Annotated in this window: 21 protein-coding genes and 1 pseudogene; 8 read left to right on the forward strand and 14 right to left on the reverse strand. The window is 64.4% G+C overall.

The features are described 5' to 3' along the window. Nucleotides 1-129: 129 nt before the first annotated feature. The 3 genes from HAP48_RS38830 to HAP48_RS38840 form a co-directional block, all read right to left on the reverse strand. The gene (locus tag HAP48_RS38830) at nucleotides 130-1,203 is read right to left on the reverse strand and encodes an ABC transporter permease (RefSeq protein ID WP_166205133.1); all 1,074 of its coding nucleotides are present in this window, start codon (nucleotides 1,201-1,203) and stop codon (nucleotides 130-132) included. Next, on the reverse strand, nucleotides 1,200-2,726 hold the full coding sequence (locus tag HAP48_RS38835; RefSeq protein ID WP_166205134.1) for a sugar ABC transporter ATP-binding protein: 1,527 nt from the start codon (nucleotides 2,724-2,726) through the stop codon (nucleotides 1,200-1,202). Before HAP48_RS38835 ends, HAP48_RS38830 begins: the two co-directional genes overlap by 4 nt. A 64-nt stretch (nucleotides 2,727-2,790) precedes the next feature. Next, the gene (locus HAP48_RS38840) at nucleotides 2,791-3,744 is read right to left on the reverse strand and encodes a sugar-binding protein (protein WP_420869837.1); all 954 of its coding nucleotides are present in this window, start codon (nucleotides 3,742-3,744) and stop codon (nucleotides 2,791-2,793) included. Between the two features lie 275 nt (nucleotides 3,745-4,019). On the opposite strand from HAP48_RS38840, the gene HAP48_RS38845 reads away from it, so the two are divergent. Together HAP48_RS38845 and HAP48_RS38850 are read left to right on the forward strand one after the other, a co-directional pair. Beyond that, nucleotides 4,020-5,288, forward strand: a complete 1,269-nt coding sequence (locus HAP48_RS38845) for an ROK family protein (protein WP_166205136.1) — start codon at nucleotides 4,020-4,022, stop codon at nucleotides 5,286-5,288. A 76-nt stretch (nucleotides 5,289-5,364) separates the two neighbouring features. Further along, nucleotides 5,365-6,123, forward strand: coding sequence for an SDR family NAD(P)-dependent oxidoreductase (locus HAP48_RS38850; protein ID WP_166205137.1), 759 nt, complete (start codon nucleotides 5,365-5,367; stop codon nucleotides 6,121-6,123). Nucleotides 6,124-6,187: 64 nt separating this feature from the next. Here the strand turns inward: HAP48_RS38850 and queA are convergent, their stop codons facing one another. From queA to coaD, 5 genes are all read right to left on the reverse strand, one after another. Beyond that, nucleotides 6,188-7,264 carry a tRNA preQ1(34) S-adenosylmethionine ribosyltransferase-isomerase QueA gene (queA, locus tag HAP48_RS38855; protein ID WP_166205138.1) on the reverse strand — a complete coding sequence of 359 codons (1,077 nt, stop codon included), beginning with the start codon at nucleotides 7,262-7,264 and terminating at the stop codon, nucleotides 6,188-6,190. 63 nt (nucleotides 7,265-7,327) lie between these two features. Then, entirely contained in the window at nucleotides 7,328-7,792 is a 465-nt protein-coding gene (locus HAP48_RS38860) for a peptidylprolyl isomerase (protein ID WP_166205139.1), read from the reverse strand. After that, a complete protein-coding gene (locus HAP48_RS38865; RefSeq protein WP_166205140.1) occupies nucleotides 7,768-8,208 on the reverse strand; it encodes a TonB C-terminal domain-containing protein in 441 nt (146 codons plus the stop codon). Before HAP48_RS38865 ends, HAP48_RS38860 begins: the two co-directional genes overlap by 25 nt. A gap of 6 nt (nucleotides 8,209-8,214) precedes the next feature. Next, nucleotides 8,215-8,778: a peptidylprolyl isomerase gene (locus HAP48_RS38870; protein ID WP_166205141.1), complete on the reverse strand. Its 564-nt coding sequence runs from the start codon at nucleotides 8,776-8,778 to the stop codon at nucleotides 8,215-8,217. A gap of 49 nt (nucleotides 8,779-8,827) precedes the next feature. Then, on the reverse strand, nucleotides 8,828-9,325 hold the full coding sequence (coaD, locus tag HAP48_RS38875) for a pantetheine-phosphate adenylyltransferase (RefSeq protein ID WP_166205142.1): 498 nt from the start codon (nucleotides 9,323-9,325) through the stop codon (nucleotides 8,828-8,830). Nucleotides 9,326-9,593: 268 nt separating this feature from the next. Between coaD and HAP48_RS38880 the strand changes: the two genes are divergently transcribed. Then, nucleotides 9,594-9,851, forward strand: a complete 258-nt coding sequence (locus tag HAP48_RS38880) for a hypothetical protein (RefSeq protein WP_166205143.1) — start codon at nucleotides 9,594-9,596, stop codon at nucleotides 9,849-9,851. Between the two features lie 232 nt (nucleotides 9,852-10,083). Then, nucleotides 10,084-11,949, forward strand: coding sequence for a potassium transporter Kup (locus HAP48_RS38885; protein ID WP_166215556.1), 1,866 nt, complete (start codon nucleotides 10,084-10,086; stop codon nucleotides 11,947-11,949). Nucleotides 11,950-12,335: 386 nt separating this feature from the next. Here the strand turns inward: HAP48_RS38885 and HAP48_RS38890 are convergent, their stop codons facing one another. Beyond that, nucleotides 12,336-13,370, reverse strand: a complete 1,035-nt coding sequence (locus HAP48_RS38890; protein WP_166205144.1) for an IS110 family RNA-guided transposase — start codon at nucleotides 13,368-13,370, stop codon at nucleotides 12,336-12,338. 168 nt (nucleotides 13,371-13,538) lie between these two features. On the opposite strand from HAP48_RS38890, the gene HAP48_RS38895 reads away from it, so the two are divergent. Then, nucleotides 13,539-14,516, forward strand: coding sequence for a phosphotransferase family protein (locus HAP48_RS38895; protein ID WP_166205145.1), 978 nt, complete (start codon nucleotides 13,539-13,541; stop codon nucleotides 14,514-14,516). Nucleotides 14,517-14,553: 37 nt separating this feature from the next. Here the strand turns inward: HAP48_RS38895 and HAP48_RS38900 are convergent, their stop codons facing one another. Together HAP48_RS38900 and HAP48_RS38905 are read right to left on the reverse strand one after the other, a co-directional pair. Further along, nucleotides 14,554-14,745, reverse strand: a complete 192-nt coding sequence (locus HAP48_RS38900; RefSeq protein WP_166205146.1) for a hypothetical protein — start codon at nucleotides 14,743-14,745, stop codon at nucleotides 14,554-14,556. After that, nucleotides 14,742-15,551 (reverse strand): transglutaminase-like domain-containing protein, encoded by an 810-nt coding sequence (locus tag HAP48_RS38905; protein ID WP_166215557.1) that lies wholly within the window; start codon nucleotides 15,549-15,551, stop codon nucleotides 14,742-14,744. The genes HAP48_RS38900 and HAP48_RS38905 overlap by 4 nt, the downstream gene beginning before the upstream one ends. 200 nt (nucleotides 15,552-15,751) lie before the next feature. Here HAP48_RS38905 and HAP48_RS38910 point away from each other — a divergent pair, with 200 nt between their 5' ends. Next, on the forward strand, nucleotides 15,752-16,003 hold the full coding sequence (locus HAP48_RS38910) for a hypothetical protein (RefSeq protein ID WP_420869838.1): 252 nt from the start codon (nucleotides 15,752-15,754) through the stop codon (nucleotides 16,001-16,003). 409 nt (nucleotides 16,004-16,412) lie between these two features. Here HAP48_RS38910 and gyrA read toward each other — a convergent pair whose 3' ends face one another. From gyrA to HAP48_RS38925, 3 genes are all read right to left on the reverse strand, one after another. Then, a complete protein-coding gene (gyrA, locus tag HAP48_RS38915; RefSeq protein ID WP_166205148.1) occupies nucleotides 16,413-19,142 on the reverse strand; it encodes a DNA gyrase subunit A in 2,730 nt (909 codons plus the stop codon). Nucleotides 19,143-19,354: 212 nt separating this feature from the next. Further along, entirely contained in the window at nucleotides 19,355-19,753 is a 399-nt protein-coding gene (locus HAP48_RS38920) for a DUF2306 domain-containing protein (RefSeq protein ID WP_166215561.1), read from the reverse strand. A 252-nt stretch (nucleotides 19,754-20,005) separates the two neighbouring features. Continuing rightward, entirely contained in the window at nucleotides 20,006-20,491 is a 486-nt protein-coding gene (locus HAP48_RS38925) for a single-stranded DNA-binding protein (RefSeq protein ID WP_029082655.1), read from the reverse strand. Nucleotides 20,492-20,945: 454 nt separating this feature from the next. Here HAP48_RS38925 and HAP48_RS38930 point away from each other — a divergent pair, with 454 nt between their 5' ends. Together HAP48_RS38930 and HAP48_RS38935 are read left to right on the forward strand one after the other, a co-directional pair. Continuing rightward, entirely contained in the window at nucleotides 20,946-21,689 is a 744-nt protein-coding gene (locus HAP48_RS38930; RefSeq protein WP_166205149.1) for an outer membrane protein, read from the forward strand. A gap of 318 nt (nucleotides 21,690-22,007) precedes the next feature. After that, nucleotides 22,008-22,668: pseudogene (locus tag HAP48_RS38935) on the forward strand (outer membrane protein). Nucleotides 22,669-22,907 lie beyond the last annotated feature (239 nt).

Here is a 22,907-nt window from a genome sequence, read left to right on the forward strand (position 1 = left end):
TCCCAGGCCTTGTCTGTTTTTTGTCACGTCCCTGCCCAAAGCCCACGAGCGTGGAACGTGCCCCTCGCCAGCGCACACCGATGCCATCAGCAGAAGCCGCGGCCGTGTGTCAGCTGGAGGTTGGAGCTGTCATGCCTGATCACCCGTTCTTGCCGCCAACGCAGCCGGATCGCGCGGTGACGCGCTCGGCTTTCCCAGCTGATTTCCTTGCGCAGCCGTCGATCGCGGCGCCGTGCGGGAAAGGCCGGCCAGCGCCACCTTGCGCCGCCGCCGCGCCTGCAGTTGCTGATCCGCCAGCACGCCAAGCAGAATGACCGTCCCCATCACCGCGAAGTTCAGCGAATTGGGGATGCCGAGGATGTTCACCAGGTTCTGCAGCACTTGCAGCAGCGCCGTCCCCAGCACGATGCCGAGGATCGATCCCTCGCCGCCGCGCAGGCTGCAGCCGCCGAGCACGGCAGCCGCGATCGCATAGAGTTCGTAGAAATTGCCGAACGAACTCGGCGAGACCGAGTTGGTGTAGAACACGAACAGCACTGTGGAGATCCCGGCGAGCCCGCCGCTGATGATGTATGCCGTCGCGATCACGATATTCGTGCTGATCCCCGAGAACCGCGCCGCTTCCTCGTTCTTGCCCACGGCGTAGAGCCAGCGCCCGTAGACCGAGCGGTGCAGCAGCACGCCGAGGATCAGCGCGAGGATGATCAGGAGGATGAAGGTGTTCGGGATGCCGGCCACGTTGCCGGAGGCGATGTCGCTCAGTGTCTTGGCTTCATCGCCGTAGCCGAAGCCGCGCGTCGAATCGCTGGTGTAGTAGCGCGCGACGCCGCGATAGATCAGCAGCCCGCACAGCGTCACGATGAAGGGCTGCATTTTCAGCCGTGTGATCAGGAACCCCTGGATGCCGCCGAGCCCCAGCCCGCCCAGCAGCACCAGGAGCAGCGCCAGCGGCCAATCGAGCTGATAGGTCGTCAGCAGATCGACGAATACGACGCCAAGCAGCGCGAACATCGAGCCGAGCGAAAGATCGATACCGCCGGTGATGATCACGAGCCCCTCGCCCAGCGCGAACACGCCGAACAGGCCGATCAGATTGGCCATGTTCAAGAGGTTCACCCATGACAGGAAGGCCGGATTGATCGCGCCCGTGATCGCGGAGATCACCATCAGCAGGATGAGCAGTCCGAGTTCTTTCTTCATCATGGCGCAGCGGCTTCCGTGGTTTCGAGTGCTTGACCGATCGCCAGCCGCAGCACGTTGTATTCGCTGAACTGCCTGCGCTCGAGCACGCCGCTGACGGCGCCTTCATGCATCACCGCCACGCGGTCGGAGACGCCGATCACCTCCTCCATGTCCGAGGAGATCATCACGACCGCGACGCCCCGGTCGGCAAGGTCGCGCATCAGCGCGTAGATCTCGCTCTTGGCACCGACATCGATGCCCCGGGTCGGCTCGTCGAAGAACATCACGCGCGGCTGCATCGACAACCACTTGCCCAGCACGACTTTCTGCTGGTTGCCGCCGGAGAGCGTCACCGCCTCGATATCGATGCTCGGCGCCTTGATCGACAGGCTCCTCGCCTGCCGTTGCGCGACCTCGCGCTCGGCCGCGCCGCTGACCAGCCACATCCGCGCATATTCGCGCAGGTTCGCGAGCGTCACGTTCTCCCGGATCGGCAACTCCAGCACCAGCCCGGATTTCTTGCGGTCCTCCGGCACCAGATAGATCCCCTGCCTGATCGCATCCTTCGGCGACCTGACACCGACCGGCGCATTGTCGATCCTGATCTCGCCGCCGAGCAGTGGGTCGATGCCGAACGCCGCGCGGGCGAGCGAGGTGCGGCCGGCACCCACGAGCCCTGCGAGGCCCAGGATCTCGCCGCGCCGCACCGACAGATTGATCTCCTGGTCGGGATAGGCGCTGGTCACAACGCCGCTGATATCGCAGCCGCCCGGCTGTGGCGGCTGCTTGGGCGGCGTGTAGAGCGTGTTCAGGTCGCGGCCGATCATCAGCCGGATCATCGCGGCATGGCTGAGCTCATGACGCGCCAGCTCGCCCACCGTGCGCCCGTCGCGCAGCACCGCGACGCGGTCGGCGCAGGTCATGATCTCGCACAGCCGGTGCGAGATATAGATCACCGAAATGCCGTGCGCCTTCAGATCGGCAATCACCCCCAGCAGCCGTTCGGTCTCCGAGATCGTCAGGCTCGAGGTCGGCTCGTCCATGATGATCACGCGTGCGTCCATCGAGAGCGCCCTGGCGATCTCCACCATCTGCCGCTCGGCGATCGACAGGCTGTCGACCACCGTGTCCGGCGCGAAATCAGCGCCGAGCCGCTTGAGCAGCGGCGCCACGCGGGCGTGCATTTCCGAATTGTCCACCAGCTTGAGCGGGCCGCCGGTGAGCTTCTCGCGCCCGATGAAGACGTTGGCCGCGACGTCGAGATTCTCGAACAGGTTGAGCTCCTGATGCACGAAGGCGATTCCGCATCGCGTCGCCTCGCTCACCGTCATCCGGGCATGGTCGTCGCCGCCGATCCGGATCACGCCCTCGCTCGGCGCGATCACGCCGCCCAGCACGCGCATCAGCGTCGATTTGCCGGCGCCGTTCTCGCCGATCAGGCCCAACACCTCACCGCGGTCAACGCGCAGGCTGACATCGTCGAGGGCCCTGACACCGGGATAGGTCTTGCTGATGCCGGCGAGTTCAAGCAGCGTCTCCGCCATTCGTCGTTTCCTTCCGCACGACGCCCGGCAGCCAGTGGCGGCCGGGCGGTGAGACACACTGAAGTCACTTCTTCAGCAGTTCTTTCAGGTATGCGGTGAATTCCGCGACGTTGGACTTGCTGATCACCTTGGTCGGCACGATCAGCTTGCTGTCCTTCGGAATCCAGGACTTGTCGCCGTTCAGCGTCTTGATGATGTTGGTCGCGGAGAGATAGCCGAACTCGTAGGGCTGCTGCACGACCGTGGATTCGATCGTGCCGTCGGAAATGCCCCGCAAGGTGCGCTGGTCCTCGTCGAAGCCGACGATCTTCACCTTGCCGGCCTTGCCCGCCGCCTTGACCGCGTCGTAGATCAGCGGCGTCTCGTAGCTCCACAGCCCGGACAACAGCGCGACGTCGGGATATTTGACGAGCACGTTTTCCATGTTCGCCTTGGCCTTGGCGAAGTCCACCTGGTCGGTGAAAACGTCGACCAGCTCGACCTTGGTGCCGGCGATCGATTCCTTGATGCCCTGCACGCGCTCGCGGGCGTTGTCGGCGTCCATCGTGCCGACGAACAGCGCGATCTTGCCGCCGTTCGGCAGCGCCTTCTTGATCTCCTCGCCCGCCTGCCGCCCGGCCGCGACGTTGTCGGTGCCGATATAGGCGACACGATTGCTCTGCGGCGCGTCGCTATCCGTCGTGATCAGCACGGTCTTGGCTGCAACCTTGTTGAGTTGTTCGGTTGCGTGCGGCGCATCGTCGACCGAGATCGAGATGCCGGCGACGCCGCGCACCAGGAGGTCGTCCAGCTCGCGCCGCTGGCCTGCCGCGGTGCCTTCGTTGGTGACGATCAGCTCGATGTTGTAGTCCGGGTGCTCCTTCTGCGCCTTCTCGAGGCCGCGGCCGGCAATGGTCCAGAAGTCGGCCGCCACATTGGTCACCAGCGCGATGGTCTTTTTCGACTCGGCATGCGCCACGCCTGCGGCCATCGCGAGCGCGGCAGCACTCGCCAGCAGCAGCAGGAGCAATTTCTTCATTGGGCTTCTCATATGTACCTCCCCTTGATCCCCCCGGTGTGAGGGGCGTCACGCATCGCGCTTGCTGCGCTTTATTTTATTTACTTATCGAATAAACTAAGAAGGGAAAAACATGCAGTCAAGGATGTTTTTACCCTCTTCTTCTAGCTTGAATAGTGCACAAGGTACGATGATAGTAAATATGGCCCGATAGATCGGCATCCGACTGTGCTTTTTCGATTACACTTGGCGCCATACGCGTTGATTAATTTCACCATCAAAATTAAAAAAGCGATATGATTGAGCAGACCGAGCCGTCGAAGCGTGTTTCAGCCGTCTCCCGCGGATCGAATCGCGGACGTCTCGTGGAGGTCCTGCGACGCCAAGGGCCATTGCCGCGTGTCGAGCTCGCACGCAGCACAGGGCTGAGCTTCCCGGCCATTTCAGCCATCACCTCGAAACTGATCGCCGAAGAGGTGCTGCGCGAGGCCGAGACCGAGACGGTGTCCTGGCCTGACGACAGCGAGGACGAGGATGCCGACGGGCTGACACTCCGCCGCCGTGGCCGGCCGGCGGTGCTGCTGACCCTGAACCCGGAGTTCGGGCGCGTCGTCGCGGTCTCGCTGCGCATGAACATGATTGAGACGCTGATCGCGGATTTCTCAGGCTCCGCCGTGGCGCAATCCCGGCTTGAACTCCCGACGCGCGCGCTCGATGCGAGCGCGTTGCGCACCCTCGTCGTCGCGCAGATCGATGCGATGCTCGATGCAACGGCAACGCCGCGCCATCGGCTGCTGGGAATCGGGATCGCACTGCAAGGCATCGTGAACGCCGATACCGGCCACCATCTGTGGAGCCCGGCACTGTCAGCCACGGACATCGATCTGGCGAAGCCGATCCGCGAGGCCTTCGGCATCGAGCCGGTGATGGCGAACGACGCGGTCGCCGTTGCGCTGGCGCTGACCGCCGCGGAGCCGGCGCTGGCGCAGGGCCTTTCGGCCACCATCGTGGTCGGCCACGGCGTCGGCATGGGCGTCGTCCTCGACGGTGAAGCCCGCTGGGGCGCCGACGCCGGCAGCGAGATCGGCCACGTCAAGCTGGCTCCGGACGGTCCGCAATGCCGCTGCGGCCAGCGCGGCTGCATCGAGGCCTATCTCGCCGACTATGCGCTCTACCGCGACGCGCGCACCTTCCTCGACCTGCCGCCGGCGGCGTCGCAGCAGCCGTCCGAGCCGCAGATGGCGCTGCTGTGCGAGCGCGCACAGGGCGGCGATCCCCGCCTCGAGCATCTATTCCAGGCGGCAGGCCGTTCGCTTGCCGAGGCGGTCGCCGCGACGATCTCGGTGCTGCGCCCGCATCACGTCATTCTCGCGGGCCCCGGCCTGCAGGCCTTCGAGATGATGCGCCACGCCTATGAGGAGCGGCTCGAGCAGGCGGTGCTGCCGTGGCTGCTCAAATCCACCGCGATCTATGTGCGCCCGAGCGAATCCGCGGCCATTGTCGACGGCATGGTGCGGCGGACGCTGCGGGTCGTGGATCGAAACCGCATGGAAACCGCCGAGTGAATATCGGAAGCTGCGGCGCCTTTCAGCCGCAGTAACGCAACAGACGCCGTTCAGGCGCAAAACCGAGAGAATGCCAATGCAGGGCGCGATCTATCCAAGCCTCAAGGACCGGACCGTACTGGTGACCGGCGGCGGTTCAGGCATCGGCGAGGCCATCGTCCGCCAATTCGTCGACCAGGGCGCACGGGTCGGCTTCATCGACATCGATGCGACGGCCTCGAACCAGCTGCTGTCCAGCCTGCCGGCGCAGGCCCGCGTGCACTTCGCGCACGCCGATCTGCGCGACATCGGCGCCCTGCGCCGCGCGGTCGCCGCTATCCGCGAGGTGCTCGGGCCGATCACCATCCTAGTCAACAACGCGGCGCGCGACGACCGTCACGCGATCGAGGACGTCACACCGGAATTCTGGGACGAGCGGATCGCCGTCAACCTGAAGCATCAGTTCTTCAGCGCCCAGGCGATCGCGCCTGACATGAAGCAGGCCGGCGGCGGTGCGATCGTCAATATCGGCTCGGTGAGCTGGGTGATCGGCCAGGGCAACATGCCCTGCTACACCACGGCCAAATCGGCGGTTCAGGGCCTGACCCGCGCGCTCGCCCGCGATCTCGGACCGCACAATGTGCGGGTCAATTCGATCTTGCCCGGATGGATCATGACGCAACGGCAGCAGGAGATGTGGTTGACGCCGGAAGGCGTGACCGAGCTCATGGAGCGCCAATGCCTCAAGCGCAAGCTGGTGCCTGACGACATCGCCCGCGTCGTGCTGTTCTTCGCCGCCGACGACAGCGGCGCCTGCACCAATCAGAACTATATCGTCGACGGCGGCTGGGTTTGACCACGGCCGCTGCCGGCCGATTCAACCGCGCACAAACAGTCGACTTCCGCTGCCGATCGGCCTGCTAGTCCCGCGCGCGGAACAGCAGGCAGGCATCGCCATAGGAATAGAACCGGTAGCCATCCCTGATCGCGTGCGCGTAGGCGCGCTGCATCGTCTCGAGGCCGGAGAAGGCCGAGACCAGCATGAACAGCGTCGAGCGCGGCAAATGGAAGTTCGTCAGCAGGATATCGACCGCGCGGAAGCGGTAGCCCGGCGTGATGAAGATCGAGGTTTCCGCCGCAAACGGCTGGATCGTGCCATCGGCATTGGCGGCGCTTTCCAGAAGCCGCAGCGACGTGGTGCCGATCGCGACGATCCGGCCGCCTTTCGCGCGCGCGGCGTTCAGCGCGGCGGCGGTCTCGGCGGTGATGCAGCCCCATTCGGCATGCATCTTGTGCTCGGAGGTTTCGTCCATCTTGACCGGCAGGAACGTCCCTGCCCCGACATGCAGCGTTAGCTGATGCAGCTCGATGCCGCGATTGCGCAACGCGGCCTGTAGCGCGGGCGTGAAATGCAGCCCCGCCGTCGGCGCTGCGACCGCGCCTTCATTGGCCGCGAACATGGTCTGGTAGTCGCTGACGTCCTGGTCGTCGGGCGTGCGCTTGGAGGCGATGTAGGGCGGCAGCGGCGTGACGCCGACGTCCGAAATGGCCTGGTCGAGCGCGGGGCCGTGGAACGAGAATGACAGCGTCACCTCGCCTTCCTGCCCCTTGGCCTCGACCTCAGCATCGAGATGGCCGAGCAGGCAGACCTTGCCCTCATTGCCGAAGCGGATGGTGTCGCCGGAGCTGAGCTTCTTCGCCGGCTTCACCAGCGCCTGCCAGCGCGAGCCGTCGAGCCGCTTGATGAGCGTCGCCTCGATCTTCGGCTCGGTCTCGCGCCCGATGCGGCGGCCCTTGAGCTGGGCCGCGATCACCTTGGTGTCGTTGACGACGATCTGATCGCCCGGCTCCAGCCACTGCGGCAGGTCGGCGATGGTCGCGTCGCGCAGCACGCCGTCGGGATGCACCACCAGCATCCGCGCGGCATCGCGCGGGCTCGCGGGGCGGAGCGCGATGCTATCGGGCGGGAGCTCGAAGTCGAAGAGATCAGTGCGCATGTTTCGACGCCGTCATTCCGGGTTCGTTCGCTCTCGCGACGCCCCGGAATGACAGTGAATGGCTTAAGCCGCGTCGGCGGCCATGCGCGCCTTGACGATGTTGTCCGGATCCTTCACCGGCTCGCCGCGCTTGATCTTGTCGACATTCTCCATGCCCTCGGTGACCTTGCCCCAGACCGTGTACTGGCCGTTGAGGAAGGAGGCGTCGTCGAAGCAGATGAAGAACTGGCTGTCGCCGGAATCCGGATTGGCGGCGCGGGCCATCGAGGCGGTGCCGCGGACATGCGGCTCCTTGTTGAATTCGGCCTTCAGCTTCTTGCCGGAGCCGCCCATGCCGGTGCCCTGCGGACAGCCGGTCTGCGCCATGAAGCCGTCGATCACGCGGTGGAACACGATGCCGTCGTAAAAGCCCTCGCGCACCAGCTCCTTGATCCGCGCAACGTGGCCTGGCGCGAGATCCGGGCGCATCTCGATCGTGACCGGGCCCTGGGTGGTTTCGAGGATCAGAGTATTTTCGGTAGCAGCCATGCTCGCTTCTCCTGGCTTCGGGGTGGATATTTCTTGTTCCTGAACGGGATCGCGAACGGGCGGCCAGCCACTGCACCGCCCAGACTCTCGGTAAATGGCAACGGCGTGCAGCGTTGCAACGCCTCCATCACCGCGACCCGGTATGCGATCCGGTCATTGTCGGTGGCTTCCTGCGATTCATAGCTGATCCTCGGATGTCCGAGGATCGCGCCCTCGCGGTTGAAGCTGACGATCACGGTGATGTCGACCGGACCGGCCTTGTCCGCCGGCGGCGGCCGCCAGCAGCGGTGGATGGCCAGCACCACATCCTTGATCGTATTGAGTTGCTCCGGCTCGGCCGCCACCGATCCGGGCAGCGCGAGCCATACCGCGAGCGGCACGGCGAACCAGGCAAGTGGTCTGCTGCGCGCCGCCATCGCGGATCACTTGACGTCGGATGCGACCTGCACCTTCACCATCTTGTCGGGATCGGTGACGCTGCCACTGGGCGAGCCCGCAGGCGCCTTCTTCAGCTTGTCCACCACGTCCATGCCCGACACCACCTCGCCGATCACGGTGTATTGGCCGTTGAGGCTCGAGCCGTCGGCGAACATGATGAAGAACTGCGAATTGGCGCTGTCGACGCTATCGCCGCGCCGGGCCATGCCGACGATGCCGCGCTTGAACGGAACCTGCGAGAACTCCTGCTTCAGGTTCGGATATTTCGAGCCGCCGGTGCCGTTGAAATTCTGGCCGTCGCCGGTCTGCGCCATGAAGCCGTCCATTACCCGATGGAACGGCACATTGTTGTAGTAGCCCTCGCGCGCGAGCTGCTTGATACGCTCGGCGTGCTGGGGCGCGATGTCGGTGCGCAGCTTGATGACGATGCGGCCCTTGGTGGTATCGATCACGATCGCATTGGCTTTGTCGAGACCGGCGGGCAGCGGTTGCGCGACCGCGGGCACGACGCAAAGCAGCGCGGCAACGAATGCAAGAATGCGGATCATGGAAACTCCGGATCTCTCTGGACGTTCGGGATGTGGCAGGCAGCCGGGGTCAGCCGGCGAACTTGGCCTTCAGGCTAGCGGCGACTGATGACGGCACGAATGAAGAGAAGTCGCCGCCCATCTGGGCGATTTGGCGCACCAGTGTGGCGGTGATCGGGCGGACCGCGACCGACGCCGGAACGAACACGGTATGCACCTCGGGCGCCATCGCCTCGTTCATGCCGGCAAGCTGCATCTCGTAGTCGAGATCGGTGCCGTCGCGCAGGCCGCGAATCATCAGCGTGGCCCCGGCCGTCCGCGCCGCCGCGACCGTGAGGTTGTCGTAGGTAGAGGCCTCAAAGGCGCAGCCGGCTTTTTGGGCGATCGGGTCGAACACCTCATGGACCATGGCCAGCCGCTCCTCGGTCGAAAACAGCGGCTTCTTGCCGGGATGGACGCCGATGGCGACGATCAGACGATCGCAGAGGAAGACGGCCTGTTTCACCACGTCCAGATGGCCGTTGGTCACGGGATCGAAGGAACCAGGATAGATCGCGATACGGGGCATAGCCCCTCCTAACCCGCCCCGCTCGCCCCGGCAAGCGGCCTTGGTTCCATCGATACCCACAAAACATTTTGTCGCTCGTCCAGTGAACGAGTCCTGGGATGCCAGCGTCTACGTGGGTGAATGTTTCGTCGGCCGCTGGCGGACGAAACAAAACCGGCCCCCGACGAAACCATTTCCCGCGGTGGCGAAGACACCAGGAAACGTGCGGCCGGTAGAGATTGCACAACGAAACGACGGGCCCGGGGGGCTCGTTCACATGGGGACCGTCATGATCAAGGCATTTTCCGCCATCGCCGTTGCCGCGTTCATCGCCGCCGCGCTCACCATCCTGCCGGGCTTTGCTCCGCAGGTCGAAGCCTCCACTCCGCGGCCGCTCGCCAAGGCCGATCGTCTCGATATCCATCTGGTCGGCAAGGACTGTTCGCAGCAGGCATGGCCGAATTTCGAGGCCTCCTGCCTGCGCTCCGCCAGCACCAAGACGGTGGTTCGCGAAGCCCGCCTCGTCACCGCCGACCGCACCCCGTAGTTCGTTTCCGAGCAAGGCAGGCACCGCTCCGACGTCACCGGAACGGACAGCCCTCGTCAGCATCGCGTAAGCTCAGGCCGTCACACAAATCCCAATGGTAATTTGCGGCGTCCCGTCGCAGACTATTGTCTAAGGCGCCCGTCCGGATGATCCGGCGGGCGCAAGCCATCAGGGGATTGCCGTGACGAGTACGCCCGCCGTCGTTTCTTCTGGCCACCCTCCGAGCAGTCCGATCCCGTTTGCCGTCACCCTCGGCGCCTTGGGCGTCGTCTATGGCGACATCGGCACCAGCCCCCTCTACGCCCTCAAGGAAGCCGCCAAGGCCGCCACCCATGGCGGACCGCTCACCGAGAGCGCGGTGCTCGGCGTGGTCTCGCTGATCCTGTGGGCGCTGATCCTCATCATCTCGGTCAAATATGCGATGCTGATCCTGCGCGCGGACAACCGCGGCGAAGGGGGCATCGTCGCCCTGCTGGCGCTGCTCTCGGCGCGCAACGCGGCGCCCGGCACCTGGCGCGCCCATCTTCTGGTCGTCGGGCTGATCGGCGCCGCCCTGCTCTACGGCGACGGTGCGATCACGCCGGCGATCTCGGTGCTGTCGGCGATCGAGGGCCTGAAGGTCGACGCGCCATCGCTGGCGCCGGCCGTGGTGCCGGTCACCGTGGTCATCCTGATCGGCCTGTTCATGATGCAGAAGCAGGGCACGGGTTTCATCGGCAAGATCTTCGGCCCCGTGATGCTGTTCTGGTTCGGAGTGCTCGCAGTGCTGGGCATTCACGGCATCATCAAGGCGCCCGGCGTGCTGGTTGCGCTGAGCCCGTTCTACGCATTCGATTTCCTGATCCATCAGGATTTTCACGTTAGCTTTGCCATCCTCGGCGCCGCCTTCCTCGCGGTCACCGGCGGTGAGGCAATGTATGCCGACATGGGGCATTTCGGCCGCTTTCCGATCCGGCTCGCCTGGTTCGCCATCTGCCTGCCCGCGCTGGTGCTGAATTATTTCGGCCAGGCCGGGCTCCTGATCACCGACCCGACCGCGATCGACAACCCGTTCTTCCAGCTGTCGCCCGACTGGGCGCATTACCCGCTCGTCCTGCTCGCGACCATCGCCACCGTGATCGCCTCGCAGGCCATCATCTCCGGCGTGTTCTCGCTGACCCAGCAGGCGATCCAGCTCGGCTTCCTGCCGCGCATGCATATCGAGCACACCACGAGCGATGCGATCGGCCAGATCTACGTGCCGCTGGTGAACTGGCTGCTCGCGGCCGGGACGCTCGGCGCGGTGCTGGCCTTCGGCACCTCGGACGCGCTGGCCGGCGCCTACGGCATCGCGGTGTCGCTGTTGATGGCGATCACCACGCTGCTCGCCGCGCTGGTCGCGATCCAGTGGGGCTATTCGCCGATCATCGTGATCGCGGTGAACGGCTTCTTCTTCATCATCGACGCGATCTTCTTTGCGGCAAACTCGACCAAGCTGTTCGAAGGCGGCTGGTTCCCGCTGCTGCTCGCGGCCGCCGTCGCGTTCCTGATGCTGACCTGGCGCAGCGGCGTGAAGCTGGTCGAAAAGGCGCGCGGCAAGCTGCGGCAGCCGGAAGAGGATCTGATCGAGACCGCGGTCAACAAATGCAGCGCCCGCCTGCCCGGCACCGCCGTGTTCCTGGCGTCGGCCCCCAACGGGGTGCCACTCGCGCTGACCCAATTCGTCAAGCACAACCACGTGCTGCATCAGCGCGTGCTGCTGGTCACCGTGCTGATCGAGGAGCGGCCGAGGATTTCCGACGAGGAGCGCGCCGACGTGCACGAGATCAGCCCGGGCATCACCCGGATCATCCTGCACTACGGCTTCATGCAGTACCCGACGATCTACGAGGGCCTGAAGCTCGCCTGCCAGCAGAGCAAGTTGCCTGGCATCGATCTTTCCGACGTGACCTATTACATCGGCCGCGAGACCATCATCCCGCGCGAGGACGTTCCGGGCATGTGGGTGTGGCGGGAATCGGTGTTCGCCTTCCTGCAGCGCAATGCGGAGCGGACGGCGGCGTTCTTCGGCGTGCCGACCGGTCAGGTCGTGGAGTTCGGCACGGAGATCGAGATCTGATCTCGCCGTCAGGGTAGACCGGATGCAGCCAACGGGTCGCGCGAACGCGCGCCCGATGACAGGCGCCGCTCAATCCGGGACAAGTGACGAGCGCATCGCAAGCCCCCGGATTTCGCTTCGCTGCATCCGGGCTTCTGTAACGGGCCTTGGTAAGTCAATCCCTTTTTGCGTGATCCACTCGCCGGGCACTTGCTTCTGTACGGGATCGGCGCGGTGGCCGTCGCCTGATGGGGTGCATTGAGGAGCCGGCCGGCCAATCTACGGAAGCGTGGTTGTGAGCCACTTCCCGGATGGCGGCCTGACCGGATCCATCGTCCCGGCGAAGGGACCTCGCTCAGGGAGAGCCTGGTGTCGTGGCCCGCCCAGAGCCGATTGCTGCTCCTTGCTTAGGTTGCCGAGGCCTTGGCCATCGGGTTGAACGGTTTGGCGTCGGCGAGCATGCGATGCAGGATCACGGCGAGCTTGCGTGCAAGCGCCACCTTGGCCTTGCGCATGCCTGCGCGCCGGGCGATCCGCATCGCCCAGCCCTTCAGCGCCGAGCAGTTCCTGACCGGCTTGGTCAGCATGACATGAGCCGCCTGATAGAGCGCCTCGCGCACGGAGGCATCGCCGATCTTGCTGATGCGGCCGGTATAGTCGGTTTCGCCCGATTGGTACTTCTTCGGGGTGAGGCCGAAATGCGCTCCCGTCGCCTTCGATGACCGGAAGCGCTTCGGGTCGTCGATCGCCGAGGCATAGGTGAGCGCCACGATCGGGCCGACGGACGGTGTCGTCATCAAGAGCTTCGCCTGCGGGTGCGACCTGGCGAGCCTTTGGGTGTGCTTATCCAGGCCATTGAACTCGCGCCGCAGCACGGCGTGGGCTTCGAGCAGTGCCTGGGCCACCACCTCAAGTCCAGGATGGCCCGCTACGAGCTCCCGGATGCGTTCGGCGAACGTGCGCTCGGTGGTCGGGCCGACCTTCAGACCGAAGCCGCGGAGCACGCCGCGCAGGCTGTTCTCGATGTCGCGCAGCTTCGACTGCAGCAGCTTGCGTGCCGTCAGAACCGCCCGCGTCTCCTGCGCTTCGATCGACTTGCAGTGCACCGGCCGGAACCAGCCCAGCCGCATCAGTTGCGCGATCCCGCGGGCATCGTTGCGGTCCGACTTCACCGGCATCGCCTTGAAGGCATCGCGGACGTGCCGCGTCTCCAACAGTTCGACTGCCAGGCCCGCATCCCGCATCGCTGCGTAGAGCCATTGCGACAGCGGACCAGCCTCCAGCCCGATCCGTTCCAGCACCAACCCCAGCGACCGGAACCAGGTGATCAGGGCCTCCGGCTCGCTCGCAACCTTCGCCTCGCGCAAAATCTTACCCGTCCCATCGACAAGGCAGACGCTCGAGCATTCCAAAGACACGTCGATTCCTGCATAGTGGTACATGGTCGTCCCTTAATGATGCTTGGAGCGGGCTTGCCCGACTCCGTTGACACCATCAGTTTGAGGGACGACCGCCTTCCAACCAACAGGCCGCTCGCGAGCGCGCTTCCAAATCGCGCCGTAGCGAGCGGGCGGCCGGCCCGTTACCCCATCTACGAGTGATCTCCGGGAATGTCAGACGATCCGCCCCTTCAGCTGAAGCCGCGGCTGGCGATTACGATCGACCAGGCGCAGGCCATCATCAGCCGCGTCGCGCCGGGCGCGACGGTGCACGACGTGATCGAGCTGCGCGGCGGCGAGATCAGCACGATCCTCGAGATCGCGCTGGCGGACGCGCCGGCCTGCATTCTCAAGGTCTACCCCGCGCAGCTGCAATGGAAGATGGCGAAGGAGGTCCACGTCCTCGGGCTGTTGCGCGAGGTCGACATCCCCGTCCCCCGCATTCTCCTCGCCGACGACACGCGTTCGGTGATCGACCTCAGCTTCGTGCTGATGGCGAAACTCGACGGCGTCGTGCTCGGCGGCCGCGAGCCGGCCCTGACCGATCAGGAGCTGTTTGCGATCTACGCCGCCATGGGCGAAGCGCTCCGCCGCATCAACGACATCACGCTCGACAGCTTCGGCTATATCGGCCCGCACGGGGTCTGGACGCCGCACCCGACCAACCGCGCCTACATGTCCGCCCAGTTCGAGCGGAAGCTGACTGAGTTTTGCACGCGCGGCGGAGACGCCGCGCTCGCGGAGCGGCTCCGGGACAGCATTGCCGCACGCAGCGACCTGCTCGACGCCGCCGACCGGCCCCGCCTGTGCCACTACGATCTCCATGCCGGCAATGTGCTGGTGACGCCGCAAGGCACACCGCAACTCTCAGGCATCGTCGATTTCGAGAATGCCACCGCCGGCGATCCGCTGATGGATATCGCCAAGGCGCTGTACTACTTCACGCCGAAGGATGCACCGAAGCGCGACGGATTGCTCGCGGGCCACGGCACCCGCGACCGCCCCGACTGGGAGGCCACGATCGGGCTCTACCGGCTCGCCTGCACGCTGGAGCTGTGGTGCTGGTTCGCCCAGATCGGCCAAGCGGACGCGCTGGCCGGCCTCACCAGAGAACTCGAGAATTCGACCGGTCAGGGCGTGGCTCAGTGATCCAAGTCGGACACAGACATCCAAGGGCCTGAAACGTCTATTCGCCCGCCGCGAGACGACGAATGCCGGATGCAGTCAGGCTGAGTTCACCGAGCCGTCTGACTGCGTAGCCGAGATCGACAAGGCGCTCCCAGTGCAACTGGGGAATCTCCCGTTGCGCTTCGCCCTTGCCGACCTCGACCAGGGAGGCGAACTCGTCCGAACTGAGGGCTTGGGGAGCATCCGTCATGACGCGGCCTCGTCGGTCCAGACCTTGAACGAAATCAGCGTGTTTGGCCCAAACGTCTGCGTGATCGGAACGTCGGAGGCATCCCGTCCCTGTGCAATCAGAACCCGGCCGATCCTCGGCACGTTGTTGCGCGGGTCGAACATATGCCAACGCCCCCCGATATAGGCCTCGAACCAGCCGGCGAAATCACCGGCCGCCCAAGGCCGCGGGGTGCCGATGTCGCTGAGATAGCCTGTGCAATAGCGCGCCGGAATGTTCATGCAGCGGCAGAAGGCAATAGCGAGATGCGCGTAGTCGCGGCACACGCCCCTGCATTCGTTGAAGGCCTCCCACGCCGTCCTGGTGGCGCGAGCGTGCTCGTAGCCGAAAATGATGTGGCGATGGACGAAATCGCAAATCGCCTGGACCCGTGGCCAGCCCGGCGGCGTAGCCTCGAACAGCTTCCATGCGATTTCCGAAAGCCGGTCGGTCTCGCAATAGCGGCTGCCAAGCAGATAGACCAGCGTATCCGACGGCAAGTCCTCGACCGCGTGCTGGCCGGCTGAAGCAAACACCGGATCAGGCTCGCCGCTGTCGCGCACGACGCCATCGGCCGCCAGCCGCATCGGACCGGCCGGCGCAGCGATACGGCTGCACCAATTGCCGAATCCGTCGCGATACGGCGTGATCGGCACCGAGGGGGTGGTGGTCAGGTGGTCGGGGACGATGATGTCGGATGCGCGCGTAAAATGCGTGCCCAGCACCATGATGATGGGCGTCGGCTGCGGGAACTCGTAGTGCATTTCGAATCCGACGCGAAGCTTCATTCGAAATACATCCCTCTTTGTACCACCGACATGGCTACGAAGAGGTCGAATACAAGGCACGATCTGCATCATCGGACAAATACCCGCATCGCGCGAGAAAATGATGGCTATTTGCTGCGATAGCGCGCAGGAACGGCAGCGCTTGCCGAGCTGGCGCGGCCTTGCCAGCGCGAGTCGAACCCGACGTATGTTCGAGTCGGATGGTTGAAAGCCTCCTCCGCGCGTTCGACACAGTTTCGAAACGCGTTCACCGAAAGACCTTGATGCAAAATCTCTCGCCTCGTCACGTCACGACTGAAGAGTCCGCCCGCCTCGGCGTGATTTCCGGTTGGTATTCCACAAAAGTCAGCGGAACGTTCGTGACGGGCCCGCATGACACCGAAGCCGATTGCCTGCGCAAAATCGCCGAGATCGATCCGCCACCGCCGCCGCCGAAGAAGAAGAAGAGATAACCCCTGCGCGACCAGATTGGCCGCACTGGCAAACGGGCCGCCCAGGACGCATATCGGCAAGATGGCCAAACAAAGCCGCGTTCGCCTCCTTGAGGTTACCGTGATTGCGCAGAACGAGCCCACGCGCTGGAAATGGCATATTTCCGAAGGCGGTCTGGAGCTCGTGCACGGCTATGCGACGTCACGCGAAACAGCGCAGAGAGACGGCGATAGCGCACTGTTCACAATGCTATCCGCCTCCCAGACGCCCTGAGCGGGTCGCTTTCGTCGAACAGAGAAGCAAGCGCCTGAAGCTCGGCGAAGCGACGCACAGGCGCAGTCCGGCCCGCCCAGGCAACCAGGCATGTATCAACCCGCGGCGGGGGCCTGATCTGGAGCCGCATGCAACGAACCACGTTCGAGAACGGCGTTACTCGCCGTTCCCGTTCGCGCCGTTTTCCTCTTCCGGAATGTGTTCGACCGAGACCACGTGCTCGTCCTCGGCGGTGTCGAACACGATCACGCCCTGGGTGGAGCGGCCGGCGACGCGGATGTCGGCCACCGGGCAGCGGATCAGCTGGCCCTTGTCGGTGACCAGCATGATCTGGTCGGCGTCCTCGACCGGGAACGACGCCACCAAATTGCCGTTGCGGTTGTTGACGCTCATCGCGACAATGCCTTTGCCGCCGCGGCCGGTGGTACGGTACTCGTAGGACGAGGTCCGCTTGCCGAAGCCGTTCACGGAGACCGTCAGCACCACCTGCTCGGCCGCCGACAGCTCGGCATAGCGTTCCTGCGACAGCTGGATCGCATCATTCGCCGTCTCTTCGCCTTCCGCCTCGACCGGCTCCTCGGCCGCGGTCTCGCCGGCCACCGCACGGCGCATCTTCAAGTACGCCGAGCGCTCGTCCGAACTGGTTTCGACATGGCGCAGGATCGACAGCGAGATCAGCTTGTCGGCCTCGGCCAGCGCAATGCCGCGCACGCCCATCGAGGTACGGCCGGTGAAGACGCGCACATCGGTGACCGGGAAGCGGATGCACTGCCCGCCGGCGGCGGTCAGCAGCACGTCGTCACGCTCGGTGCAGATCTGCACGTCGACGATCGCTTCGCCCTCGCCGAGCTTCATGGCGATGATGCCGGAGCGGCGGACGTCGACGAAGTCGGACAGCTTGTTGCGGCGAACGGTGCCGCTGGTGGTCGCGAACATCACGTCGAGATTGCCCCAGGAGGATTCATCCTCCGGCAACGGCATGATGGTGGTGATACGCTCGCCCTGCTCCAGCGGCAGGATGTTGATCAGCGCCTTGCCGCGCGCGTTTGGAGCTGCCATCGGCAGCCGCCAGACCTTCTCCTTGTAGACCTGGCCGCGCGAGGAGAAGAACAGCACCGGCGTGTGCGTGGAGGCCACGAACAGGCGCGAGACGAAATCCTCGTCGCGGGTCTGCATGCCGGCGCGGCCCTTGCCGCCGCGGCGCTGCGCCCGGTAGGCCGAGAGCGGCACGCGCTTGACGTAGCCGGCGTGCGACACCGTCACGACCATGTCCTCGCGCTGGATCAGGTCCTCGTCCTCGACCTCGCCTTCCTGCTCGATGATCACGGTCTTGCGCGGGGTTGCGAACTGCTGCTTCACCTCGGCCAGTTCGGTCTTGATGATCGCCTGAACGCGGGCGCGAGACCGCAGGATGTCGAGATAGTCGGCGATCTCCGCCGCGAGCTTGTCGAGCTCTTCGGAGATCTCGTCCCGCCCCAGCGCGGTCAGGCGCTGCAGCCGCAGGTCGAGGATGGCCTTGGCCTGCTCCATCGACAGCCGGAGCGTGCCGTCATCGTTGATGCGATGCCGGGGATCGTCGATCAGCGTGATCATCGCCTCGACGTCGCGCGCCGGCCAGTCGCGCGACATCAGGGTGTCGCGCGCGGTGTTCGGATCGGGCGAGGTTCTGATGACGCGGATCATTTCATCGATATTGGCGACCGCGATCGCAAGGCCGACCAGGATATGGGCGCGGTCACGCGCCTTGCCGAGCAGGAATTTGGTCCGCCGGGTCACCACCTGCTCGCGGAACGCAACGAAGATGGTGAGCAGGTCCTTCAGATTCATCGTCTGCGGACGACCGGAATCCAGCGCCAGCATGTTGGCAGGGAAGTTCGACTGCAGCGGCGTGAACCGATAGAGCTGGTTGAGCACCACATCGGGCACCGCTTCGCGCTTCAGCTCGATGACGACGCGATAGCCGTCGCGGTCGGACTCGTCGCGCAGATCGCCAATGCCCTCGATCTTCTTCTCTTTCACCAGGTCGGCGATACGCTCGACCATCGTCGCCTTGTTCACCTGATAGGGAATTTCGGTGATGATGATCGCTTCACGATCCTTGCGGATGGTGTCGATCGCCACCTTGCCGCGCATCACGATCGAGCCACGGCCGAGGTGATAGGCCGAGCGGATGCCCTGGCGTCCCAGGATGACGCCACCGGTTGGGAAATCCGGTCCCGGAATGATGTTGATTAGCTCGTCGATCGAAAGCGCCGGGTTGTCGATCAGCGCCACACAGGCGTCGACGACCTCGCCGAGATTGTGCGGCGGGATGTTGGTCGCCATGCCGACCGCGATGCCGCCGGCGCCGTTGACCAGAAGGTTCGGGAACCTGGCCGGCAGAACCGTCGGCTCCTGCTCGGAATTGTCGTAGTTCGGCTGGAAATCGACGGTTTCCATGTCGATGTCGGCGAGAACGGCGAGCGCCGCCTTCGTCAGCCGTGCCTCGGTATATCGATAGGCCGCAGGCGGATCGCCATCGACCGAGCCGAAATTGCCCTGTCCGTCGATCAGCGGCACGCGCAGCGAGAAGTCTTGCGCCATCCGGACCATCGCGTCGTAAATCGACTGGTCGCCGTGCGGGTGATATTTACCGATCACGTCGCCGACGACGCGCGCCGATTTTACGTACTTCTTGTCCGGCGTGTGTCCCTGCTCATGCATCGAGTAGAGAATGCGCCGGTGTACCGGCTTCAGCCCGTCGCGCGCATCGGGCAGCGCACGCGACACGATCACGCTCATCGCGTAATCGAGGTAGGACTTCTTCATCTCGTCGAGAATGGAAACGGGACGAATATCTGAGGGCACCGGCGGCTCGCCGGGCTTGTCGTCTTCGGGTTCGGACAAAGGGGAAATCCGGTCAGTTCTGCTGGGGAATCATATAGCGTATCGAGGGCCTGATAACCACCCTTACGCGGCTCCGGCAAGCCGTTTTTCCCTTCGTTTTTTCATGCACTTACCGGCGACATTGCAGGTTCCCGGCGGGCCTGCTCTGCGTGGCGAATGCGAGCTGGCGAAGACCGGGCGGAACCGGCTTCGCAATGCCCTCTTGCGCTCGGTTACTGGCCGAAGATCACCGCGTGCATGATCCGCCCGGGCATGAAGGTGAACAGGCCGGCAATGAGGAGCGCGCCGAAGAAAATGCCGATCATCGTGAACCTGTGGCGGCGGACATTGTGGCTTCGCGCGGCCGTCACGCCGAGCACCAGCATCGCCAGCGAGAAGATCGACAGCAGGTGGATCGGGCTCCAAGGGCCCAGCAGCCGGATCTGGTGGATCCAGAACGAGCTCCCGGCGACCACCAGCATCAGGATCACCCAGATCCAGCCGAGCGTCCGGTGCGGCAGCGTGCCCTTCGGTGCGGTGAGCTGAATCGAGCCGAGCACGAAGGCGGCCATCGCAGCGAAGGCATGGAGCGGGATCGCAGGCGCAGCGTCGAGCAATGGCGCGAGGCTCATGATGGCGGCCCTCGGGTGATGCGCGCGGCCAGGCATCGCTCGCCGCAGGCTGATGTAAATATCATTCACATAAGCCTGTGTCAAAGCACGGGGAACCGCGAAGGCCTTTCCAACAATCACGTAATATCAGATCGATACGAGATTATCCTCATAGTTCACACAAAGGACTTCCCTCGCACGTCGTACCGCCGCCCCGGGAAATATGATCTTCACGGGGGCGACTCCTGGCAGAATGTGGGAGGCACGATCCGGTCAGAACGGGATGTCGTCGTCCATATCGCTGTTGCGGCCACCTGCGGCGACCGCACGGCGTGGCGCCGAACTGACCGGTCCGGCCGAGCCGAAATCGCTGCCGCCATCATCGGAGAAGCTGCCGCCTCCGCCGCTACGCCCGTCGAGCATCGTCAGGTTGGAGTTGAAGCCCTGCAGCACGACCTCGGTCGAGTACTTCTCGACGCCGCTCTGGTCGGTCCATTTGCGGGTCTGCAACTGACCCTCGATGTAAACCTTGGCACCCTTCTTCAGGTACTGCTCGGCGACCTTGCAGAGACCTTCGTTGAAGATCACGACGCGGTGCCACTCGGTCTTTTCCTTGCGCTCGCCGGTGCCCTTGTCGCGCCAGGTTTCCGAGGTGGCGATCGACAGATTTGCGATCGGACGGCCGTCCTGCGTCCGCCGGATTTCCGGATCCTTGCCGAGGTTTCCAACCAGGATCACTTTGTTCACGCTTCCCGCCATCGCATCATCTCCACTCAAAAACCGGGCGCCGGACATCGGCCGCCACTCTCAACCTTCGCCACTTACATTGCAGGCGTCGTGGATGACCCTATACGCCGGCGCCGGCCCGACGCCTTTGCCGTCGCGCGGTTATCCACGATTATCGAGATCGAGATATAGCATCGCCGACGGCATTGTTCCAGTTTTGTTCACCACAACCTGCCGTAGCAGCCGGCGACGGCGTCGGCACGGCCGCCGGTCACCGGATCAGCGGTTGCCTCGCGGTGATCGTTCAGAAAAATAGCAACCAAATCAGCACCTTGCGCTGTCGGCACTTCTTCCGCGAGTGTTGCATTTGGGAGACGGCGTTTCCGGTTGAATCAGCGTATAGATTCCAACCATGGCGCGGGCGCTCGCGTCTGAGATCGTGCTTCGGGACCAGTTGGAAGCCGATTTGGGAAGCTGGGGATTGATGATGAAGAAGTTTTTGCTCGCGACCGTTGCTCTGATTGCGTTCGCCGCGCCGGCGGCGGCTGCCGATCTGGCTGCCCGCCCCTACACCAAGGCGCCGCCGATGATCGCCGCCGTCTATGACTGGAGCGGCTTCTATATCGGCGCCAACGGCGGTTGGGGTTCAAGCCACAATTGCTGGGATCAGCTCCCGGGCGGCACTTTCATCGGATCGGATGGTTGCCACGATGCGACGGGCGGCGTCGCCGGTGGCCAGATCGGCTATCGCTGGCAGGCCGGCACCTGGGTGTTCGGCCTCGAAGCGCAGGGCGACTGGGCTGACCTGAAGGGCAGCAACGGCAGCGCGATCTTCCCGGGCCTGTTCACCAACCAGAGCAAGATCGACGCGTTCGGCCTGTTCACCGGCCAGATCGGCTACGCGGTCAACAACGTGCTGCTCTACGCCAAGGGCGGTGCGGCGCTGACCGACAACCGCTTCAGCACCTACTTCACGCCGACAGGCGCGCTCGGCGGCCGCGCCACCGACACCCGCTGGGGTGGCACCATCGGCGCCGGCATCGAAGTCGGCTTCGCGCCGAACTGGACCGCTGGCATCGAATACGACCACCTGTTCATGCAGGACAAGACCTACAACCTCACCACCCCGAATGGCGCGCTGTTCAGCACCATCCGCGACCGCCAGGACGTCGACCTCGTCACCGTCCGCGTGAACTACAAGTGGGGTGGCCCGGTCGTTGCGCGCTACTGATCGCACGCAGCGGATCTGATCCCGACGAAAGGCCGGCGCTGTGCCGGTCTTTTTGTTTGCGCGATCGATTCGAATACTGAGCCGGATACCGTCCGCGCGACGGTTGATCTCCATCGAGCCAGCCTCGCGCCGGCTCTCCTATTGGTACGTACGCACCTCGCGCGCTCGTTTTCCGTGCATTGTGGTTTCCCGGTTACACAACCTCCGCGATCTCTGTGTAGAAACATGTGATCGTCACGCAATGCTGTGACGCTCTCTTCGAATGTTTGAAGTGACCACATGAAAATGGGCAATAGAAACGGGACTCGGACTTTGAAAATCAGGAATGTTTTGCTGGCATCGGCCGGCATGCTCGCACTGAGCGCTCTTGCACCCGCGTTGGCCGCCGACATGGCTGCACGCGCCCCCTACGTGAAGGCTCCGCCGCCGGCCGCGATCTACAACTGGACCGGCTTCTACATTGGCGGCTTCGGTGGCTATGCCAGCGAGGATTCCGGCAATCCGAAGATGGAAGGCGGCTTCGGCGGCGGCACCATCGGCTACAACTGGCAGGCCAGCAACATCGTATACGGCCTTGAGGCCGACGGCGCCTGGGCTGACGTCAATGCCTCCATCACCGGCTTCGGCATCACCGCGACGAGCAAGATCGACGCGCTGGGCACTGTGCGCGGCCGCCTCGGCTTCGCGGTCGACAAGGTGCTGTTCTACGGCACCGGCGGCTATGCCTGGATCGACAACAAGATTACCTTTTAGCGGCTTCGGCCTGACCACCTCACAGAGCCACTTCCACTCCGGCTGGACCGTCGGCGCGGGCATCGAGGCCTTCATCGCGCCGCAGTGGTCGATCAAGGGCGAGTATCTGTATCGCAGCCTGAGCAGCGAGGACTATTTCGGCGTGCCCTCCGGCGACCTCAACCTGCACAGCGTCCAGTTCGGCGTGAACTATCACTTCGGCGGCCCGATCGTCGCCAAGTACTGATTGAAGTACTGAGCTGAAGCGACCTTGAGACCACGGAAAGGCCGACGCCTCGCGTCGGCCTTTTTGCGTCTGGGAACCGGCCCTGCTGACGGCTGCTGCCATCGGGCAAACTATCCGTTGATGGATGCGACTCAACACTGGAAATCCGCCGCCGTTCTTCCTACGTTCCAGTCTTCTCACCCATCGGCGCAAGGTCCCGGCAGCACCGGCGATGCGCGCCCAAAAGGCGCCACATCATG

The organism is Bradyrhizobium septentrionale (genome assembly GCF_011516645.4).
GTDB lineage: Bacteria > Pseudomonadota > Alphaproteobacteria > Rhizobiales > Xanthobacteraceae > Bradyrhizobium > Bradyrhizobium septentrionale.

What these genes read in the sequence shown, in the direction of transcription:
- HAP48_RS38830 (WP_166205133.1), bottom strand. Translation starts at nt 1,203, where the DNA reads ATGATGAAGAAAGAACTCGGACTGCTCATCCTGCTGATGGTGATCTCC.
- HAP48_RS38835 (WP_166205134.1), bottom strand. Translation starts at nt 2,726, where the DNA reads ATGGCGGAGACGCTGCTTGAACTCGCCGGCATCAGCAAGACCTATCCC.
- HAP48_RS38840 (WP_420869837.1), bottom strand. Translation starts at nt 3,744, where the DNA reads ATGAAGAAATTGCTCCTGCTGCTGCTGGCGAGTGCTGCCGCGCTCGCG.
- HAP48_RS38845 (WP_166205136.1), top strand. Translation starts at nt 4,020, where the DNA reads ATGATTGAGCAGACCGAGCCGTCGAAGCGTGTTTCAGCCGTCTCCCGC.
- HAP48_RS38850 (WP_166205137.1), top strand. Translation starts at nt 5,365, where the DNA reads ATGCAGGGCGCGATCTATCCAAGCCTCAAGGACCGGACCGTACTGGTG.
- queA (WP_166205138.1), bottom strand. Translation starts at nt 7,264, where the DNA reads ATGCGCACTGATCTCTTCGACTTCGAGCTCCCGCCCGATAGCATCGCG.
- HAP48_RS38860 (WP_166205139.1), bottom strand. Translation starts at nt 7,792, where the DNA reads ATGGCTGCTACCGAAAATACTCTGATCCTCGAAACCACCCAGGGCCCG.
- HAP48_RS38865 (WP_166205140.1), bottom strand. Translation starts at nt 8,208, where the DNA reads ATGGCGGCGCGCAGCAGACCACTTGCCTGGTTCGCCGTGCCGCTCGCG.
- HAP48_RS38870 (WP_166205141.1), bottom strand. Translation starts at nt 8,778, where the DNA reads ATGATCCGCATTCTTGCATTCGTTGCCGCGCTGCTTTGCGTCGTGCCC.
- coaD (WP_166205142.1), bottom strand. Translation starts at nt 9,325, where the DNA reads ATGCCCCGTATCGCGATCTATCCTGGTTCCTTCGATCCCGTGACCAAC.
- HAP48_RS38880 (WP_166205143.1), top strand. Translation starts at nt 9,594, where the DNA reads ATGATCAAGGCATTTTCCGCCATCGCCGTTGCCGCGTTCATCGCCGCC.
- HAP48_RS38890 (WP_166205144.1), bottom strand. Translation starts at nt 13,370, where the DNA reads ATGTACCACTATGCAGGAATCGACGTGTCTTTGGAATGCTCGAGCGTC.
- HAP48_RS38895 (WP_166205145.1), top strand. Translation starts at nt 13,539, where the DNA reads ATGTCAGACGATCCGCCCCTTCAGCTGAAGCCGCGGCTGGCGATTACG.
- HAP48_RS38900 (WP_166205146.1), bottom strand. Translation starts at nt 14,745, where the DNA reads ATGACGGATGCTCCCCAAGCCCTCAGTTCGGACGAGTTCGCCTCCCTG.
- HAP48_RS38905 (WP_166215557.1), bottom strand. Translation starts at nt 15,551, where the DNA reads ATGAAGCTTCGCGTCGGATTCGAAATGCACTACGAGTTCCCGCAGCCG.
- HAP48_RS38910 (WP_420869838.1), top strand. Translation starts at nt 15,752, where the DNA reads ATGGTTGAAAGCCTCCTCCGCGCGTTCGACACAGTTTCGAAACGCGTT.
- HAP48_RS38920 (WP_166215561.1), bottom strand. Translation starts at nt 19,753, where the DNA reads ATGAGCCTCGCGCCATTGCTCGACGCTGCGCCTGCGATCCCGCTCCAT.
- HAP48_RS38925 (WP_029082655.1), bottom strand. Translation starts at nt 20,491, where the DNA reads ATGGCGGGAAGCGTGAACAAAGTGATCCTGGTTGGAAACCTCGGCAAG.
- HAP48_RS38930 (WP_166205149.1), top strand. Translation starts at nt 20,946, where the DNA reads ATGAAGAAGTTTTTGCTCGCGACCGTTGCTCTGATTGCGTTCGCCGCG.